The 17,057-nt window shown below is 46.2% G+C and carries 13 protein-coding genes; 5 read left to right on the top strand and 8 right to left on the bottom strand.

Going from position 1 to position 17,057, the window contains the following annotated elements:
• Positions 1 to 5 precede the first annotated feature (5 nt).
• Positions 6 to 1,589 carry a HEAT repeat domain-containing protein gene (locus ACFVQB_RS20530; RefSeq protein ID WP_379443166.1) on the bottom strand — a complete coding sequence of 528 codons (1,584 nt, stop codon included), beginning with the start codon at positions 1,587 to 1,589 and terminating at the stop codon, positions 6 to 8.
• Between the two features lie 223 nt (positions 1,590 to 1,812).
• On the opposite strand from ACFVQB_RS20530, the gene ACFVQB_RS20525 reads away from it, so the two are divergent.
• On the top strand, positions 1,813 to 2,190 hold the full coding sequence (locus tag ACFVQB_RS20525; protein ID WP_379443162.1) for a PilZ domain-containing protein: 378 nt from the start codon (positions 1,813 to 1,815) through the stop codon (positions 2,188 to 2,190).
• Between the two features lie 66 nt (positions 2,191 to 2,256).
• On the opposite strand, the gene ACFVQB_RS20520 is transcribed toward ACFVQB_RS20525, so the two are convergent.
• Together ACFVQB_RS20520 and ACFVQB_RS20515 are read right to left on the bottom strand one after the other, a co-directional pair.
• On the bottom strand, positions 2,257 to 3,603 hold the full coding sequence (locus ACFVQB_RS20520) for a uracil/xanthine transporter (RefSeq protein WP_379443158.1): 1,347 nt from the start codon (positions 3,601 to 3,603) through the stop codon (positions 2,257 to 2,259).
• Complete coding sequence (locus ACFVQB_RS20515) at positions 3,600 to 4,184, bottom strand: ankyrin repeat domain-containing protein (RefSeq protein ID WP_379443154.1); 585 nt, start codon at positions 4,182 to 4,184, stop codon at positions 3,600 to 3,602. Before ACFVQB_RS20515 ends, ACFVQB_RS20520 begins: the two co-directional genes overlap by 4 nt.
• Positions 4,185 to 4,368: 184 nt before the next feature.
• Between ACFVQB_RS20515 and ACFVQB_RS20510 the strand changes: the two genes are divergently transcribed.
• Positions 4,369 to 5,262, top strand: coding sequence for a LysR family transcriptional regulator (locus tag ACFVQB_RS20510; protein WP_379443150.1), 894 nt, complete (start codon positions 4,369 to 4,371; stop codon positions 5,260 to 5,262).
• Between the two features lie 101 nt (positions 5,263 to 5,363).
• Here ACFVQB_RS20510 and ACFVQB_RS20505 read toward each other — a convergent pair whose 3' ends face one another.
• The 4 genes from ACFVQB_RS20505 to ACFVQB_RS20490 all read right to left on the bottom strand — a co-directional run bounded on the left by ACFVQB_RS20505 (position 5,364) and on the right by ACFVQB_RS20490 (position 11,590).
• Positions 5,364 to 7,274 (bottom strand): beta-glucoside-specific PTS transporter subunit IIABC, encoded by a 1,911-nt coding sequence (locus tag ACFVQB_RS20505; RefSeq protein ID WP_379443146.1) that lies wholly within the window; start codon positions 7,272 to 7,274, stop codon positions 5,364 to 5,366.
• A 128-nt stretch (positions 7,275 to 7,402) separates the two neighbouring features.
• Positions 7,403 to 8,254, bottom strand: a complete 852-nt coding sequence (gene licT, locus ACFVQB_RS20500; RefSeq protein ID WP_247898820.1) for a BglG family transcription antiterminator LicT — start codon at positions 8,252 to 8,254, stop codon at positions 7,403 to 7,405.
• 231 nt (positions 8,255 to 8,485) lie between these two features.
• Positions 8,486 to 9,910, bottom strand: coding sequence for a glycoside hydrolase family 1 protein (locus ACFVQB_RS20495; RefSeq protein ID WP_379443140.1), 1,425 nt, complete (start codon positions 9,908 to 9,910; stop codon positions 8,486 to 8,488).
• A gap of 222 nt (positions 9,911 to 10,132) precedes the next feature.
• Positions 10,133 to 11,590, bottom strand: coding sequence for a glycoside hydrolase family 1 protein (locus ACFVQB_RS20490; RefSeq protein ID WP_062325655.1), 1,458 nt, complete (start codon positions 11,588 to 11,590; stop codon positions 10,133 to 10,135).
• A gap of 281 nt (positions 11,591 to 11,871) precedes the next feature.
• Here ACFVQB_RS20490 and ACFVQB_RS20485 point away from each other — a divergent pair, with 281 nt between their 5' ends.
• The gene (locus ACFVQB_RS20485) at positions 11,872 to 12,057 is read left to right on the top strand and encodes a hypothetical protein (protein WP_379443135.1); all 186 of its coding nucleotides are present in this window, start codon (positions 11,872 to 11,874) and stop codon (positions 12,055 to 12,057) included.
• Positions 12,058 to 12,132: 75 nt separating this feature from the next.
• Here ACFVQB_RS20485 and ACFVQB_RS20480 read toward each other — a convergent pair whose 3' ends face one another.
• A complete protein-coding gene (locus tag ACFVQB_RS20480; protein WP_379443131.1) occupies positions 12,133 to 13,884 on the bottom strand; it encodes an ABC transporter ATP-binding protein in 1,752 nt (583 codons plus the stop codon).
• 146 nt (positions 13,885 to 14,030) lie between these two features.
• On the opposite strand from ACFVQB_RS20480, the gene ACFVQB_RS20475 reads away from it, so the two are divergent.
• Positions 14,031 to 15,473 carry an ABC transporter permease gene (locus ACFVQB_RS20475; protein WP_379443127.1) on the top strand — a complete coding sequence of 481 codons (1,443 nt, stop codon included), beginning with the start codon at positions 14,031 to 14,033 and terminating at the stop codon, positions 15,471 to 15,473.
• A gap of 12 nt (positions 15,474 to 15,485) precedes the next feature.
• The gene (locus ACFVQB_RS20470; protein WP_379443123.1) at positions 15,486 to 17,000 is read left to right on the top strand and encodes an ABC transporter permease; all 1,515 of its coding nucleotides are present in this window, start codon (positions 15,486 to 15,488) and stop codon (positions 16,998 to 17,000) included.
• Positions 17,001 to 17,057: the final 57 nt, after the last annotated feature.

Below are 17,057 nucleotides of genomic sequence, written 5' to 3'. Positions count from 1 at the left end.
TACATTCATTGCATAAGCCACTCCAGCCGATGGATCAGGTCGTTGTCCAGTTCAGGTCGACACCATTCCAAATGTTGATGAAGACGCTCCTGCTCTGCAACGGGCAATCTGCTCCCAAAACTACGGTTTGGGAATTTAACCCAGTTGTGTAATTGACGAAGAAGCGTGCGCTTCACCCATTCTGGTTGGGCTGCTGGTAGCTGCTGAAACAGGAGACCTAGTTGAGTCCATCTGTCCATAACAGACATAGTACGCAGCACATTTCGAATTACATGAGGCTTGGCAGCTTTATCCGCCAACAGACCTGCTGCTTCATCCGGCTGGATGAGATGAGGATGACGCATCAATGCTCGGCAGGCTTCGCGCGAAATGCCCGGTTGAGGATCTTGCAGCATATTTACAAAATAGGGCCCGTAGGAGGAAGGGTTTAGCCGCGCCAGTCCGCGTATGACAGCCTTCCTTACCGCAACCGCAGAGTGCTGCGCATAATCGAATACAACCTCGGCGTCTGCCTTGTCCCCTGTCTCTCCAAGACCGGCAATGGCCGCAGCGAGGTGGCGTCGCTCTTCACTCCAAATCACATCAAGATACCACTCAGCATAACTCCCCTTCATCCATTGCTTCCCGTGCCTTCGAGCTGTATCCCTTACCGAGAGGTCTGGGTCCAACAGCCGACCCACTATAATCTCTTTCGAATCTGCAGGAAACATGGCAGCCAGAGACGCCAGACTTTCCCGGCGGATTGAAGGTACACTGTCCTGTTGCATGCGAAGAAATGCTTCTTTCAGCTTCTGTCCTGACAACATGCCATCCACTCGCTGCGCCGCCCACCTACGGATGGAAGGATCGTCGTCACGCAGTGCCTGCTCTATAACTATGCCGTTATCCGTTCCATCTGCTTCAACCGATATGCGAAACGCCAGGCGACGGATATAGGCCTCCGGTGATACCCTTGCCGAATGAATGACATACCTGCATTCCTTTTGACGCAGCAAGTTATGGATAGATTCAATCCATTCCCCGAACGAATCCCGGCCACAGATTCGAAGTCGTTCCACCAATATGATATGTTCCATCCATAGCTTGGCATATTCGTGCTTGCGCTTGCGCTCGAGTGACACTTTGGCCAAATCACGGATTTCGGGCACCCAATCATTTAAACGAAGCAGCAAATAAGGAAAGGTATACGGCTGATCGTTCTCGATCATTTTTCGAACAGCTGCCTCTCTGATGTATCCACTCCAATGCATCGTCAACACAGAAAGTCGGGTAGCACTCGCCTGATCCAGGGTACGCATTTCTCGTTCGACAGACTTCTTCCATTCCAGAGGAGAAGGACGCCATTCCCTTGCATGTTCATTCAACCAAACCAGTTCCGTAAGGGGACACACCGCAAGCAGAGCGGCGACCGCCTGCTCCGCTGCTTGACTAATGGCTGAATGACGATCATCCATCATCTGTATTATGGTCGGAATTGCTGCATAGGCCCCGGAATGGCCCACTTCACGCAGTTGTTCAACCGTTTGTTGAACAGTTCCGGTTCCCAATCGATTGATTTTTTCCTGAAATTCTGAAGAAAATTGACGCAACCTGATCCGCTCCTTTCCCTTCTGATCCAGGTGAGATATCAGAACCATATCCAACCATTATATCAAGCCCGACACACAGGTTAAAGGCACTCAAGAGCTAACTAGGTTCATGTTATATATGTGAAGATTTAAGGTGTTAGCAAACAAGGTTAATCTCTTCATTTTTTTAGCAAAATGGACGATATAATCATAACTAACTTTTTTTGATTTTTTGGAGGAAACCATGGCTATTAACCTTAGAAGAGAACCTTTTCGCTATACTTTAAAGGAGCCGATAACGTTTGAAATCTTTATTCTCAGCATTAACGGCGCCTCAGCACCACCCAAACCCATTCAAGCTGAATTGTGCGATATCAGCCGATCCGGCTGTCAGCTTTCATTTCCGTTAAATCTGCATGTGGAGTCCAATAACATCCGAATCGGCATGAATTTGCTGCTTTTTGAAGACCCCTTGTATTTGGAAGGAACGCTACGCTGGGGCAAAGAAGAGAATAACCGATGGTACTACGGCGTACATCTGGAGATCCAGCAAGGCAATCATGAGCGTTTATCCAGAGAAATGAGAATGCTCGCGGGGCAGGGCAAAATTGTGGTGAAGTAACCGGGGAAGCACCAACCTAACAAAAAAACAGCCCGATGAACCGGACTGTTTCAATATTTTAGATATTCAGGCTGCTTTGGTTGCAGTAGTTGTGTTGTCCATCTTGGACCAATCCACTGTGGTTTCGAGCAACAGTGACACCACGACCCCAATGACGAGTCCATTGCTAATGATTGGAATAAGGTACATGGGCAGAGCCTGAAAGGCTTCAGCAGGGATATTCATTACAGCAACACCTGTAAGAACCGGCAATGCCACACGATAGATTGTTTTGGAATTAAAAGTGGTGCCTTCAAGTGTTCTTAGGGCCGTTCCGAACATTTGCAAATAGGCTACAAATAGCACGGCACTCCCTACACTGGGAGGGATTTGTGCGAAAAAGGCGGTCACGGAAGGCGTAAGTCCCAACATACATAACATGCCTGCTCCAACAACAAACGCAGCTCGTCTCAGAATACGGGTGCTCTCCAGAAAACCAATCGAAGAAGCGAATAAACCGAACGGCAGCACACCTACACACGCAGATAACATGGTGAACAATCCCGTGAGCATGTATGATCGTTTATATTGTTGGCTGGTCGTTTGTACTCCATATATTTTTTCGACGGAGCTTAACGTGGTGATGGAGTTCGTCATATTCACCAGCCCGACAAAAAAAGCTGTGATGACAATGCCCGGCTCCCACTTCGGCGTCCCCCACGGAAACCAGGAAAAAAGGTTTAACTCCTGTTGACCGGATACTCCAGCATGCTGTCCAGGGAACACAAAACTGTAGGCAATCCACCCCGTCACGATGCCAATCAGGATGGAGTAGTTGCCGAGCTTACCTTTTCCCTTAAGCTGGATTAAGGCCACAAGAAACGCAATGGCAACAGACAACGCCGCTACAGGCAGATTGAATGTTCCAAACTCGGTGTATCCAATCATGCCTTTGAAGAAATTCATGGTCAATTGAATCGTCATCAGAAATAACATCGCACTCTTGACCATTGGTGTGAACAGCTTCTGAAGCACATGCGCCGCTCCAAGCCCACCAAGGATCATCATCGTCAGACCCGCTAACAGAAAACCCGCAGCCAGTCCTCCCCCAATACGCTCCAAACTCATGCCTGCCGATGAAGCCGAGGCCGTTAAGCTTAGCGTCAGTCCCCACCATAACCCCGAGGGACCATCCATCACGGCATAACGATGTCCAAAGAACGCTTGTAATATACACACAGCCCCGGTAAGCAAAAAGGCATGCTGCATCGACGCAGCAATGGCCTCCGGTGAAAGCTGAAAATTATGTCCGATGGATAACGGCACCACCACAGTGTTGGTAAACAGGAAGAAGAACCACTGAATGCCTGCCAATGCAAGCGATGACGCACCCTTTATATTATTTTGCAAAGATTGCTCTTGATGTCTGTTCATGATTGGGTTAACATTCGCTCCATTTCTTTATAATGATGCCTACGGGCATGCGCAAGTGCTGTAACTCCGTCCCGGTCAGCAATGAAAGGATCCGCACCATATTGCAAAAGCAATGCTACGATCTGCTGATGGCGAGTGCCGCCATCCCCCAGAATGACCGCTTCCAGCAAAGCTGTCCAGCCCAGATTGTTGATATGATTCACATCCACATCCGTACATTTCAGGAGGATTTCCACAATATCGACATGACCTCGATCTGCAGCAGGAATCAAAGCTGTGCCCCCAAACCGATTCGTTAGCCGGGTATTGGCACCTGATTTTATAGCCAGTTCGACCATTTTACGCAAACCTTCCGCACTGGCATACAGCAGCATGTTGTCCAGTCGTTGATCCTGGATGTTCACATCCGCTCCCGCTTCAATAAGCGTACTTGCCGTCTCTGGCTTGTTGCCATGTACCGCAGCCATCAGAGGCGTCCGTCCTCGCGCATCCCGGTCATTCACTCCAGTCCCTTGTGCGATAAACCGCAGCACGTCATCTGTATGTCCAGCTTCAGCAGCTGCATGTATTGTTTTCAGCATCGCACCTTCACCCTCCAATTCATCGTCATCCTCACGGCATATATTTGATATATCATAATCTACATGTGTGATTTGAAGTGTTTAAATCTTATGTATGGTAACATAGGATGGAAGTATAATAAAAATACATGTTTTGTTGGTTTCCCATATGAAAAACATATCGTTGCAAATAAGGAGAACACACTTGGATATCAAACAATGTCGCTATTTCATTGCGATTGCCGAGGAGAGACAGATCACGGCGGCAGCGCGCAGATTACACATGGCTCAGCCTCCTCTAAGTCAGCAGCTCAAGCTGATGGAAGACGAGCTCGGCGTAGCTTTGTTTGAACGCAAAGGACGCAGCATGGAGCTGACACAGGCCGGTCGAAGCTTCTATGATTATGCGGTCACGATGACCAAATACATGGAGGAAGCTGTCATGGAGATGCAGAGCTTCCGCTATGGCATTCGGGGTAAGCTGTCGCTTGGCATTAATACCATTTCAGATCGTTTGATCCCGCAAGCGCTCCAGCAGTTTCGAACAACACATCCCCAGGTGACCTATAAAATTCAGCAAAATGAATCTGCGCAGCTCTGCCAGCTCTTGGGTGAAGGCAAAATCGAGCTCGCCTGTGTGCGAATGCCTGTCAAAACAGAGCAATATGAAGTGCTGCATCTACCGCAGGAAGCTCTCTTCTATATTTCCTCCACACCGCTGAACTCAGCGGATAGGAGCGGGATTTATTTTCAAAAGCTGGCCAACATCCCTCTCTTGCTTCCCAGTACCGAAGGACTCGGGATGTTCGAACTGATATTGCAGAAATTCCGTGAACATCACGTGAATCCTTCCATTGCGGGCGAATGCTCGGATATTAACATGTTGTTGGAACTTGTACGACTCGGTTTTGCAAGCTCCATCGTGCCCCATACGGTTCTGCAGCTATATCACGAGCATCCTTTCCATGTTTATCGTATTCAGGATGCGCAATCCACCGTAGATTCTGCGCTTGTGTGGCATCGGAATCGCCATCTGTCCAAGCCCGCGCAGCACTTTGTACAATTGGTTCAGGAGCTGCTGCCTTCTCGCTCGGTTTAAGATATAGCAGATATCAGCCATGAAAGATATCGCCTATACCAATAACAAAGCAGCAGCCTTACCGGAATTCCTTCCGGAGAGACTGCTGCTTGTTGACTTATTTAAGCTTTAGCCGTGAACAACAATTCTTGTTCTTTAATCGTTGTACGTCCGGCAGATTCGATTGTATTGTATTGATGCATGTTCGTAATGATAACCGGCGTAATTGTGGTGTAACCGGCTTTTTCAATTTCTTCCCGGTCGAATTCCATCAGTACGTCACCAACGGCAACCTTCGCTCCTGCTTGAACTTTAGGGGAGAAGAATTGACCTTTCAGTTTCACGGTATCAATCCCGATGTGAATGAGCATCTCAGCGCCATTGTCACTTACCAAGCCGATGGCGTGTCCACTCTTCGACAGCGAGAATACCGTTCCGTTGATCGGAGAAACCACGCGGCCTTCCGACGGCTGGATGGCAAAACCTTTACCCATAATCTCTTCGGAGAATGCAGGGTCTGGAACTTCGCTTAATGGTTTAACTTCACCAGTAATCGGGCTGAATACGTCTTGATCCAGTGCTTTCGTTTCTTCAACAGCAGTTACTGCGGAAGCCGAGCTATTCACGTCAGCTGCTATCGGTGTTACTGGCTCGGCCGATGGAGTGGCTGCAGCTGCTGCTTCAGGAACATCTTCAAATCCAAGAATGTACGTCAGAACTGCTGAAACTACAACAGCAATGATAATTCCAATCAGTGCATATACAAATGTAGGGCCGATGATCATCGGAATACCGGACAGACCCGCGAGTCCACCCATTACATAAGCTTTGGTTTGGAAGAAACTGATAAACGCCCCACTAATAGCGGCACCGATCAGGGCTGCAACAAATGGTTTTTTGAAACGCATGTTTACCCCATACATTGCTGGTTCTGTAATTCCCATAAGAGCAGTAACACCCGTTGATGCTGACATAGATTTGATTTGTTTATTTTTGGATTTCAGAGAAACACCCAATGCACTGCCTGCCTGCGCAAAGTTTGCAACCATCATGAGTGGAATCAAGTAATCGAATCCCAGTGTCGCAATGGAACCGATCATGATTGGAACCAGTGCATAGTGCATACCTGTAATAATTAAGAGCGAGAATGTTCCACCAACAAGCAATCCTGCAAACAAACCAGCGTTATTGAACAACCAGTTAATACCATCTGTTAAACCGTTACCGATGATAACGCCAAGAGGTCCTACGGCAATCATCATTACTGGAACAATGATAAGCAATGTAACTGTTGGTACAACAATCAATTTAAGTGAAGCATGTGTAACCTTGTCGATGGCTTTTTCTACATAAGAAGCCAGCCAGATCGCAATCAGAATCGGGATAACCGAGGATGCATAGGTCGCTGCTACAACCGGCAAACCGATGAACGATACATTTTCACCTGGTGCTAACAGAGCCGTAATCGTCGGGTGCATAACTGATGCACCAATCGCCGCGCCAATGTACATGTTGCTGCCCAGCTTACGTGCTGTACTGATCCCCAGTATGATTGGGAGGAAGTAGAATGCACCATCACCAATCGCCGACAAAATGATATACGTAGAACTTGTAGCATCAATCCATCCAAAGGTAAGGAGCAATGCAACAATACCTTTGAGCATCCCCGCACCGGTGATCGCTGGTAGGATTGGTGTAAACACGCCTGAGATGAAGTCAAATACAGCACTCAGCGGATTTTTCTTTTTACTTGTTTCACTTGAAGCAGCTGGTTTGGCATCAGGCGATTTGGACATATTGCCTACAAGTGCATTATACACAACAGGCACATCGTTCCCGATAATGACCTGGAACTGACCGCCATTCTCCATAACGCCCATAACGCCAGGTGTATTTTTCAGCGTCGCTTTGTCCGCTTTTTTGTTGTCATTCAGGTTGAACCGGAGTCTTGTCATACAGTGTGTGACTTGATCGATGTTCTCTTCGCCACCAACAAGCTTCAGAATATCCTTGGACAATTGTTGTTTATCCATTGTGTTTTGCTCCTTTTATGTGTAATGAAGGTTAAAAAAAAACCTAAACACTGAATAATGACAAAGCAGTTTCAGCTTATCATTATTCAACGTTTAGGTTTTGCCTTTTTTGCAGTAACAATCCCAATTTATTCGATTGTTTGTTCCGTTCTGACAACCCGTTCAATATGAATGGTCAGATAAAGAATTTCTTCCTTGGATAAGACCCGGCTATAGATCTTGCGAGTATAGTCGTTAATCTTACACGCACAAGCATGTGCCTCAGGATATTGTTTGCTCACCAGGTCATGAAGCGGATTATCTGCTTCCTTATCTTCAATCGCTGTACCTTGCAATACGCGCTGAGCAAAGAATTTCAAATGTGTCAGGAATCGATAATAGCTCAGCGAATCCTCATCCAGCTCAATGACGAAGCTGCGTCGTACGATGTTGAGTATATCTTTAACGATATTCGTAATACTGATGGTTTCCCTCATCTCACCGTTCATCTGGGCATTAACCAGATGCATAGCGATGAATGCGCATTCGTCTTCAGGAAGCAGGACACCCAATGTTTCTTCAATAATCTGAAGCGCCTTGAGCCCAATGGCATATTCCTTACGGTACATGCGCTTAATCTCCCAGAACAATGCGTTACGAATCTGCAAGCCTTGACGATGCCGGTCAATGGCAAAATGAATATGATCCGTAAGTGAAATGTAGATGCTCTCATGAAGCTTCTCACCCAACACGGTCTCGGCGTAACGGATAATCTCATCCGAGCATTCAACATATTCAACTGGAATATCAGACAGAAGCGTTTTCAGTTTCTGCGATACTTCCTTGCTTTCCAATGAGAATATTTTTTCGACCAGACTGTCGTCTATCGTTTCACCAGTATGCTTTTTGAAGGCTATGCCCCGTCCCATGACGACCAGTTCGTTTCCTCCCGGATCAATCACAGTAACTACGTTGTTGTTCAGCACCTTCTCAATTTTCATTTCTTCACATCACCTTGCACCGTCAAAGTAGTAAAAGGCAAAACCAAAACAGGTCATTAAACATGCCCCGCTTCTGGTTTTGCCTGATTGAACAGTAACAATCCAGTATTCATTAGCCTAGGCCCATCTTACCATATAATTATCCATCTGACAATGTTTTTGTGAAAGCGGTTAATGTGCTTGAATATGACACAAGAAGACGCTAACCACATATGTCTTTGGAACCAGAAATTAATGGTTGTCGGATTTTAGACTTGCGCCGTTTGTACCAATAACTTCTTTGTACCAATGGAATGATTTTTTCTTGTAACGATCCAATGTACCCGTTCCATCGTTGTTGCGATCCACATAAATGAAGCCGTAACGTTTTTTCATCTCTGCTGTTGATGCACTCACCAGATCGATACAGCCCCATGAGGTATAACCCATAACTTCAACGCCATCTTCAATCGCTTCGCCTACTTGTACCAAGTGATCATTCAGGTATTGAATCCGGTAATCATCATTCACCGTTTTATTGCCATTTTCGTCTGTAATCAGCTCATCTACTGCACCCAAACCATTTTCGACAATAAACAGCGGTTTTTGATAACGATCCCAGTATTTATTCAGCGTTACACGCAGGCCTTGCGGGTCAATCTGCCAGCCCCATTCACTTGCTTTGAGGTAAGGGTTCTGTACACCTGCAAACAAATTTCCTTTGCCTTCAACACGCTTCTGTGGGTCACCTGTCTCACAAATACTTACATAGTAACTGAACGAGATGAAGTCCACCGTATGTTTCAGAATTTCAGCATCGCCATCTTCAAACTTGATGTTGATATTATTCGCTTTGAAGTAACGATTGATGTATTTCGGATAATAGCCACGTGCATGAATATCGGCAAAGATGTCATTCCGCTGTTCTGCATGCATTGCAGCTACCACATCATCCGGATTTGGTGTCAGTGGATAGGTTGGCATACTGAGTACCATACAGCCAATTTTGGCTTCAGGCATGATCTCATGACCCAGTTTAACCGCCAGCGCACTTGCTACCAGCTCATGGTGGATTGCCTGGTACAGATCCCGCTTGGACAGTTCTGCTTTTGGCGTGAAGATGCCGCCACTCATGAATGGTTCTTCAAGAATGGAGTTAATTTCATTAAACGTCAGCCAGTATTTTACTTTGCCTTTGAACCGGTTAAACAGAACGGTTACATAACGCTCGTAGAAATCAATCATTTTACGGTTAACCCAGCCGTCATACGTTTTGGACAAATGCAGCGGTGTCTCATAATGAGAAATCGTTACGAGGGGCTCAATCCCGTATTTGTGGCACTCGTCGAACAATTCATCATAGAACTGCAGACCTTTTTCGTTTGGCTCCAATTCATCGCCTTTAGGGAAAATACGGGACCAAGCGATGGAAGTACGAAACACTTTGAAGCCCATTTCAGCAAACAACTTAACATCTTCTTTATAACGATTGTAGAAATCGATACCAATCAATTTCAGGTTATCCTCTGTCGGTCCTTCTGTTCTTGGCGTCGTAATCCCATGCGGCATTACATCCTGAACAGATAGGCCTTTGCCATCTGTATTGTAGGCTCCTTCGAGCTGATTGGCTGCGACTGCGCCGCCCCATAGAAAATCCTTCGGAAATGGTGTTGTCATATCTGTCATTCCTCTCTGGTTACGTTGTACTCATTCTTTGTTAAAACTGTTGACCCTATGCCCGTGAACACATCAAAAAGCGGACAACGCGCAACTAAAAGGGCTTCAGATCAGATAATCACCGATGGCCTGCTTTATGTTGGGTTTTGCCCGCTTTATGCGGTAACAATCCTCGAATAGCCTAATTACTTAAAGCGATCCGGGTTTAAAATACAGACCAAGTTATAGTTGCTCACCATTGCTGGCAATTACGTTTTTGTACCAGTCAAACGAATCTTTCTTCGAACGTTTGAGTGTTCCATTACCTTCGTCGTCCAAATCCACGTAGATGAAACCATAACGTTTGGACATTTCAGACGTGGACATGCTCACGAGGTCAATCGGGCCCCAAGCTGTAAATCCAATAAGGTCCACACCGTCTTTGATCGCTTCTTTCATTTGTTCAATGTGTTTTTTCAGATAATCCACGCGGTAGGAGTCATGAATGGAACCATCCTCTTCCACGCGATCATATGCACCCAGACCATTTTCTACGATGAACAATGGTTTCTGGTAGCGATCCCAGAAGTTATTCAACGTTACGCGCAGACCGATCGGATCGATCTCCCAGCCCCAGTCGGAAGCTTCGAGATAAGGGTTTTTGACGCCACCAGTCAGGTTACCTGTTGTTTCTTCTTTGTCTGCGGATGCAGATTTGGTTACGGACATGTAGTAACTGAAGGAAATGAAATCAACGGTATTGTTGAGCAAGATCTCATCATCGCCTGCTTCTTTCTGAATCACAATGTTGTTTTCTTCAAAATAACGAGCCATGTAGTTCGGGTATTGACCACGAGCATGCATATCCGTGAAGAACAGGTTAATCTGATTCTCATGTTGCGCCAGACGAACATCTACCGGATTACAAGTCGCCGGGTACGTTTCCATACGAGCGAGCATACAGCCCACTTGGGAACCAGGAATAATCTCATGTGCAAGCTTGGTTACCAGTGCACTTGCTACAAATTGGTGATGCAGCGCTTGATATGTCGTTTGCAGTTGGTTGTCCACTTTATCGATCAGGATACCGCCGCCTGTGTATGGGCTAAACAGCATCACGTTGATTTCATTGAACGTCAACCAGTATTTCACTTTATTTTTATAACGGTTGAACACAGTCTCTGCATATCTCACATAGTGCCCAATCACTTCACGACCTGCCCAACCATTGTATTTCTGTGTCAGACCCAGCGGTGTTTCGTAGTGAGACAAGGTTACCAACGGTTCAATGCCGTATTTCAACAATTCGTCGAAGACATCGTCATAGAATTTCAAGCCAGCTTCGTTCGGCTCTTGATCGTAACCGTTAGGGAAAATACGTGCCCAGTGAATGGACAAACGGAACACTTTGAAGCCCATTTCAGCAAACAACGCGATATCTTCTTTATAGTGATGATAGAAATCAATACCAAAACGTTTAGGGAAACGTTCTTCAATTTTGCCAGAGAGGATCTCTTCAATTCGTGTAGAGGAGATTTCCATGGCATGTCCGCCTGTACGCTTCTCTTTGGGAACATGCGCAATCATATCCGCAGTAGAGAGACCTTTGCCGTCCTTATCGAATGCACCTTCCAATTGGTTGGCAGCTGTAGCGCCTCCCCACAGGAAGTTTTCGGGGAATCCTTTTTTTGCCGTGGTCATAACGAACAACCTCTTTTCGAATTTTATTTGGGTTTTTCCCGAATACAGCGGCTGTATTTCAGGCCAAAAAACAAGAAAAACCTAAACTCAAGGTAAAATAGCTCGCAAAAAAAGAGCCTTCATTTCACCATCAGTTTAGGTTTTGCCTGTCTGCACAGTTACAATCCATCAAAAGATGTTATTGGGTATTCTGTTGTTTTTCTCTTGTAATGTAAGCGTAACATATCTATTTTGCAAAATCAACTTTCCGCTCAATCCGCTCGCTAACCACGATGGATCTGATGCAAATTACGATGGATGCGGGCAATGGTTCAACCATTACGCAAGATTACTATAGTACGATTATTGAAGGTTATGCATTCAACTTCATCTTCACTTATCTGGATGATACAACGAAGGCAGAGATCGACACCATTAAGAAATCCGTTCAGTTCAAAAAATACATTCACTGTGCCTGCTGGGCATGAAATAGAACCCCGCGCAATGATCTTCCACAGATCATTGCCGGGGTTCTATTTTTGAGTACAAATGAATGGTTCACTTTATCCTGATATTGCCACCCAATGTCCCTCTTTTACTTCCACCCATCGAGACTGTTCCAGATTATAGCGGTCTTCCACTTCGACTGTCTCTCTTGGCGTTTCGTTCACAGCAAGACGTTTTTTCTTCGCTTCCACAGCCGGGTCCGGAACCGGAATGGCCGATAACAAGGCCTTTGTGTATGCATGCTGAGGATTCGAATATAACTCTTCACTTTCTGCTAACTCCACAATCTTTCCGTTATACATGACAGCCACACGATCACTGATATGTTTAACCATGGACAGGTCATGTGCTATGAACAGGTATGTCAGACCGAGTCGCTGCTGCAATTCTTCAAGCAGCTGTACGATCTGAGCCTGAATGGACACATCCAACGCAGACAAAGGCTCGTCACATACAATAAATTCAGGTTCCACAGCCAGCGCACGAGCGATTCCGATCCGTTGCCGTTGACCACCCGAAAATTCATGAGGGTATCGCTGTGCATGAGCCGGATCGAGACCCACCATCTCCAGCAATTCCTCCACACGCTTTTCCCGTTCAGCGGGGCTGCCGGCAAGATGGTGAATATCCAAAGCTTCCCCAATAATATCCATAATTCTAAATTTCGGATTGAGCGAGGCATACGGATCCTGGAAAATAATCTGCATATGCCGCCTCATCGTTTTCATCTCAGACGCAGAAAGGCGATTGAGCGGTACTCCCTTAAACAGCACATCCCCACCTGTAGGTTCATGCAGTCGTAGAATGGCTCGACCTGTAGTCGATTTCCCACTGCCCGATTCGCCTACGACCCCAAGCGTCTCCCCCTGGCGAATCTCGAAACTGATATCGTTCACGGCTTTTAAGGTGTTGCCTTTACCTAGATTAAAATGTTGTCTGAGGGACTTCACTTCCAGCAAAGGCTGATCATCCTCCAGATCACGTGGAACCAAAGAGACGAGTTTCGGCTTTTTCTTCTCATCCAGTCGAGGTAATGCATTCAGCAGTCTGGACGTGTATGGATGCTTCGGATTTGCAAAAATCTCTGTGGTTGTCCCGGATTCCACAATCTGCCCGTCTTTCATGACCACAACCCGATCACACATGCCTGCCACTACTCCGAGATCATGGGTAATCAGAATAATGGAAGTGCCCAGTTGTGCCTGCATATCTTTCATCAAATTAAGGATTTGGGCCTGAATAGTAACATCAAGCGCAGTTGTAGGTTCATCCGCAATCAGCAATTCAGGACGGCAAGCTAGAGCAATAGCGATCATTACCCGCTGACGCATACCTCCAGAGAATTCATGTGGGTACTGATTGAAACGTATTTCACTCCGGGTGATACCAACGAGCTCCAGCATGGCAATCGCCTGCTTCTTCGCTTCCCCTCTGGAAAGCTTCTGATGTTTAATCAGACTTTCGGTGATCTGTTTCCCGATTTTAACGGTCGGATTAAGAGAGCTCATAGGATCCTGAAAGATCATGCCGATGTCACGGCCACGGATACTCTCCATCTCTTTTTGTGTTTTATGAACCAAATCTACCCCTTTAAACAGGATCTCACCCTTTTTCATCTGCGAAGGAGGAGAGGCAAGCAGCCTCATAATGGAACGTGCCGTAACACTCTTCCCACTGCCGGACTCCCCTACTATGCCAAGTGTTTCCCCTTTCCGCACTTCAAAACTGACTTCCTTCACCGCCTGAAATTCACTCTCTCCGGAATGAAAAGAAACGGACAACTCATTTACTTTCAATAAAGGTTGCATCTGATCACTATCCCTCATCCATATTTTCACATGTGCTCATATGTATACTCTTCCATACCTTGACAATTAAATAGACTCTAAATAATATATACTATATCAATCGGAATAATGCAATTTAAAATAAGATGAAAGGAGGCTCGCATGGTTTGAATCTTGCAAAAGGCAGCAAAATGTCACAGCTTGTTTACACCCTGGGATTTAATTATGGCAAAATGCTGCTTCATCCCTCCTATCGATATGTTCTATTTATTCTCGGACTGCCCGTTAATCTGGTTGTGCTTCTGATCTGGCAATCTAGACGAAAAAGGGATGGCTGGGCCGTGGTTCAACAAGCTGTTGAGCGCGATATGCTCTCCACTTCTTACCGGGATAAGCTCCGGGTGGACGTGGAAGAACAGTTGAGACGTAAACACCGTTTCTTTCGACAGCAAGTTAGTGAGGCAGAATTTAAGCGTCAGACGGAGGAATGGCTGGAGGAATCAGTTCAGAAGGAGTTAAAGGAACGAACGTTCAGCAAGCTTCATGAACAGGGGAAACAGCGCCTGACGATGGCTGATACATTCCAATCGATGATTGATAAACCTTGGTTCCTTGCGATATCGGTTATTCCGGGCTGTCTGATGTACGCCATGATGTTTCTGTATGGCAATCCTTATCTAAAGTACATATTCGAAAGAATTCTGATGACGGTATTCGTCATTCTGGGCGTAGCAACACTTGTATTCACCATCTTGTACCTGTCTCCATTCAATCCGGCGGCCAACATTCTCGGAGAGACAGCGACACAGGAACAGATCGCAGCTTTTAACCATGTGTATGGCCTGGATCAGCCCTATCTCGTCCAACTCTGGAACAATATCAAGGGCATAGCGCTATTCGATCTCGGCAAGTCTTTTTCAGGGAATGAAGATGTCACGGCTACGATCGCCAGAAAGTTTCCAATCACGTTAACACTGGCCGTTATCTCCTTGCTGCTTGCCCTTATCATTGCATTGCCAATCGGCATCATCTCGGCGATCAAGCCCAATTCACTGTTTGATTACACATTCATGTTTATTGCATTGATTGGACTATCGATTCCGAATTTCTGGCAAGGACTTATTTTCATCCTGAATTTTTCGATCAAGTTGCAGTGGCTTCCCGCTACGTTCAATCCACAGAATTGGTTGTCCATTATTATGCCAACGATTGTTCTGGGAACGGGATTAACCGCTGCGGTGGCCCGTATGACCCGGTCTTCCACACTGGAAGTTATTCATGAGGATTACGTAATGACTGCTCGTGCCAAAGGATTAAGCGAACGACAGGTTCTGCTGAAACATGCTGTGCGCAATGCGCTAATTCCAATCGTAACCGTTGTAGGTCTTCAATTCGGAGGCATGCTTGGCGGGGCGGCTGTAACGGAGAAAGTATTTAATATCAGCGGACTTGGCAGCTACATTGTGGATAAACAGTTTATCCCTGATATTCCGAGCATTATGGGCGGGGTCATATACACAGCAATTACGATCTCCATCATCAATGTTGTGGTAGATCTGTTGTACGCTTTTGTCGATCCCAGGGTCCGTTCCAAGATGAAACAATATTAAAGCAGGTGCACTATGACAAAATCGGGTTCACTTACACAAGAAATGCGTTTTCGGCTTAAGTCTTCACAGGAGTATAGTCAGGCGAGCTTCGCCTGGGTCACTTCCCTTCTCTTGTCGGTGTTACTGTTGTTCAACAGTTATGACTGGAGCCTTCAGGTGTTCAGGCCATTTCTGCTGACTGCACTCGCAATTTACCTATTTTTCACGCTGGTCCAAAGTGTGCTGACGCTCCGGATTCGGAGAGACCTGATTCGGCAGGGGACAATCTCTGTGCTGACTCGCCGACTAGCATGGGTTCAACTGTTGGGTATCATTTCAGGCAATATCTTTATCGTGACGGCCGCTTTTCATCTGATCAAGAAAACAAAGAGCATTGAGTATACATTTGCGGTGTATATGCTGCTGACCCAGCTGTTCGTTATTGGGGTCTCGGCACTCAATATGTTTAAACCGTATGTTGCGGATACGTTTTTGCCAGCCTTGGCTGTGCTCGTACTTGTTCTTGTCATTGATTTGGTGGTGCTATTTATCGTATCCCGGTATACCTCAGCCTCGATCATCCCACGCTGGATGCTGGGCGTGAGCATGATCCTGATTCTGACTTCGGTCACAGGGAATGTATTCGCACTGCTACTGGGTATTTCCATCATTGGACGAATCCGCAGACAGGGTAAACAGAAATCCAACTTCTGGAATGATCTGTGGGAGCGTCTTGCTCCGAATGTCACGGCGATGTCCGGTTTGTTTTTTATCATTTTCCTGTTCTCGATATCGATTTGCAGCTTCTTTACTTTTGATTACAGCATGGCTGTAGAAAATAACTACTCGGCCTTGCTTCAGTCCCCATCGCTCGCCTATCCCTTGGGAACAGATGACTTTGGACGATGTTTATTTTCCCGGATTGTATTCGGTGCCCGTATATCGTTGATCGTAGGATTCATGTCAACTCTGATTCCGGTACTGATAGGCGGTATTCTCGGAGCATTCTCGGGATTCTATGGAAGACACACAGACAATATCATCATGCGACTGCTGGATATTCTCTATGCCATTCCGGGTATTCTGCTCGCTATTGCCATCATTGCGGCGTTCGGGGCTAATACGGTCAATCTTATTCTGGCACTCAGCCTGGGTTCGATCCCAACTTATGCACGAACTATGAGAGCCAGTGTGCTCTATGTATCTACTTTTGAATTTGTTGAAGCTGCACGTGCACTGGGTTACAACAATCGCTCCATTATTTTCAAACATATTATTCCGAACTCGCTCGCCCCCATGATTATCAAGTCTACACTCACGATCGGCGGAGCTGTCATTGCCACCAGCAGTTTAAGTTATCTGGGACTCGGCGTGGAGCCGCATATTCCCGAGTGGGGCAACATTCTCAAGCTGGGCAGTACGTATCTGGAAACCCATTCGTATCTGGCCATCTATCCAGGTCTTGCAATCATTCTGCTTGTGCTCTCGTTCAACTTTCTTGGTGACGGACTGCGCGATGCGCTTGATCCGAAGCTCGAAAAGGCTTAACCGATTCTACAATATTCAACTCAATTTGAATTCCAATGATTATGAACTTATCTGGAG

It is taken from the genome of Paenibacillus sp. NPDC057886 (assembly GCF_042796655.1).
Lineage (GTDB): Bacteria > Bacillota > Bacilli > Paenibacillales > Paenibacillaceae > Paenibacillus.
This window is presented reverse-complemented; position numbering and strand designations above follow the sequence as displayed.

What these genes read in the sequence shown, in the direction of transcription:
- ACFVQB_RS20490 (WP_062325655.1), bottom strand. Translation starts at nt 11,590, where the DNA reads ATGACCACGGCAAAAAAAGGATTCCCCGAAAACTTCCTGTGGGGAGGC.
- ACFVQB_RS20495 (WP_379443140.1), bottom strand. Translation starts at nt 9,910, where the DNA reads ATGACAACACCATTTCCGAAGGATTTTCTATGGGGCGGCGCAGTCGCA.
- ACFVQB_RS20520 (WP_379443158.1), bottom strand. Translation starts at nt 3,603, where the DNA reads ATGAACAGACATCAAGAGCAATCTTTGCAAAATAATATAAAGGGTGCG.
- ACFVQB_RS20485 (WP_379443135.1), top strand. Translation starts at nt 11,872, where the DNA reads ATGCAAATTACGATGGATGCGGGCAATGGTTCAACCATTACGCAAGAT.
- ACFVQB_RS20525 (WP_379443162.1), top strand. Translation starts at nt 1,813, where the DNA reads ATGGCTATTAACCTTAGAAGAGAACCTTTTCGCTATACTTTAAAGGAG.
- ACFVQB_RS20505 (WP_379443146.1), bottom strand. Translation starts at nt 7,274, where the DNA reads ATGGATAAACAACAATTGTCCAAGGATATTCTGAAGCTTGTTGGTGGC.
- ACFVQB_RS20470 (WP_379443123.1), top strand. Translation starts at nt 15,486, where the DNA reads ATGACAAAATCGGGTTCACTTACACAAGAAATGCGTTTTCGGCTTAAG.
- licT (WP_247898820.1), bottom strand. Translation starts at nt 8,254, where the DNA reads ATGAAAATTGAGAAGGTGCTGAACAACAACGTAGTTACTGTGATTGAT.
- ACFVQB_RS20515 (WP_379443154.1), bottom strand. Translation starts at nt 4,184, where the DNA reads ATGCTGAAAACAATACATGCAGCTGCTGAAGCTGGACATACAGATGAC.
- ACFVQB_RS20480 (WP_379443131.1), bottom strand. Translation starts at nt 13,884, where the DNA reads ATGCAACCTTTATTGAAAGTAAATGAGTTGTCCGTTTCTTTTCATTCC.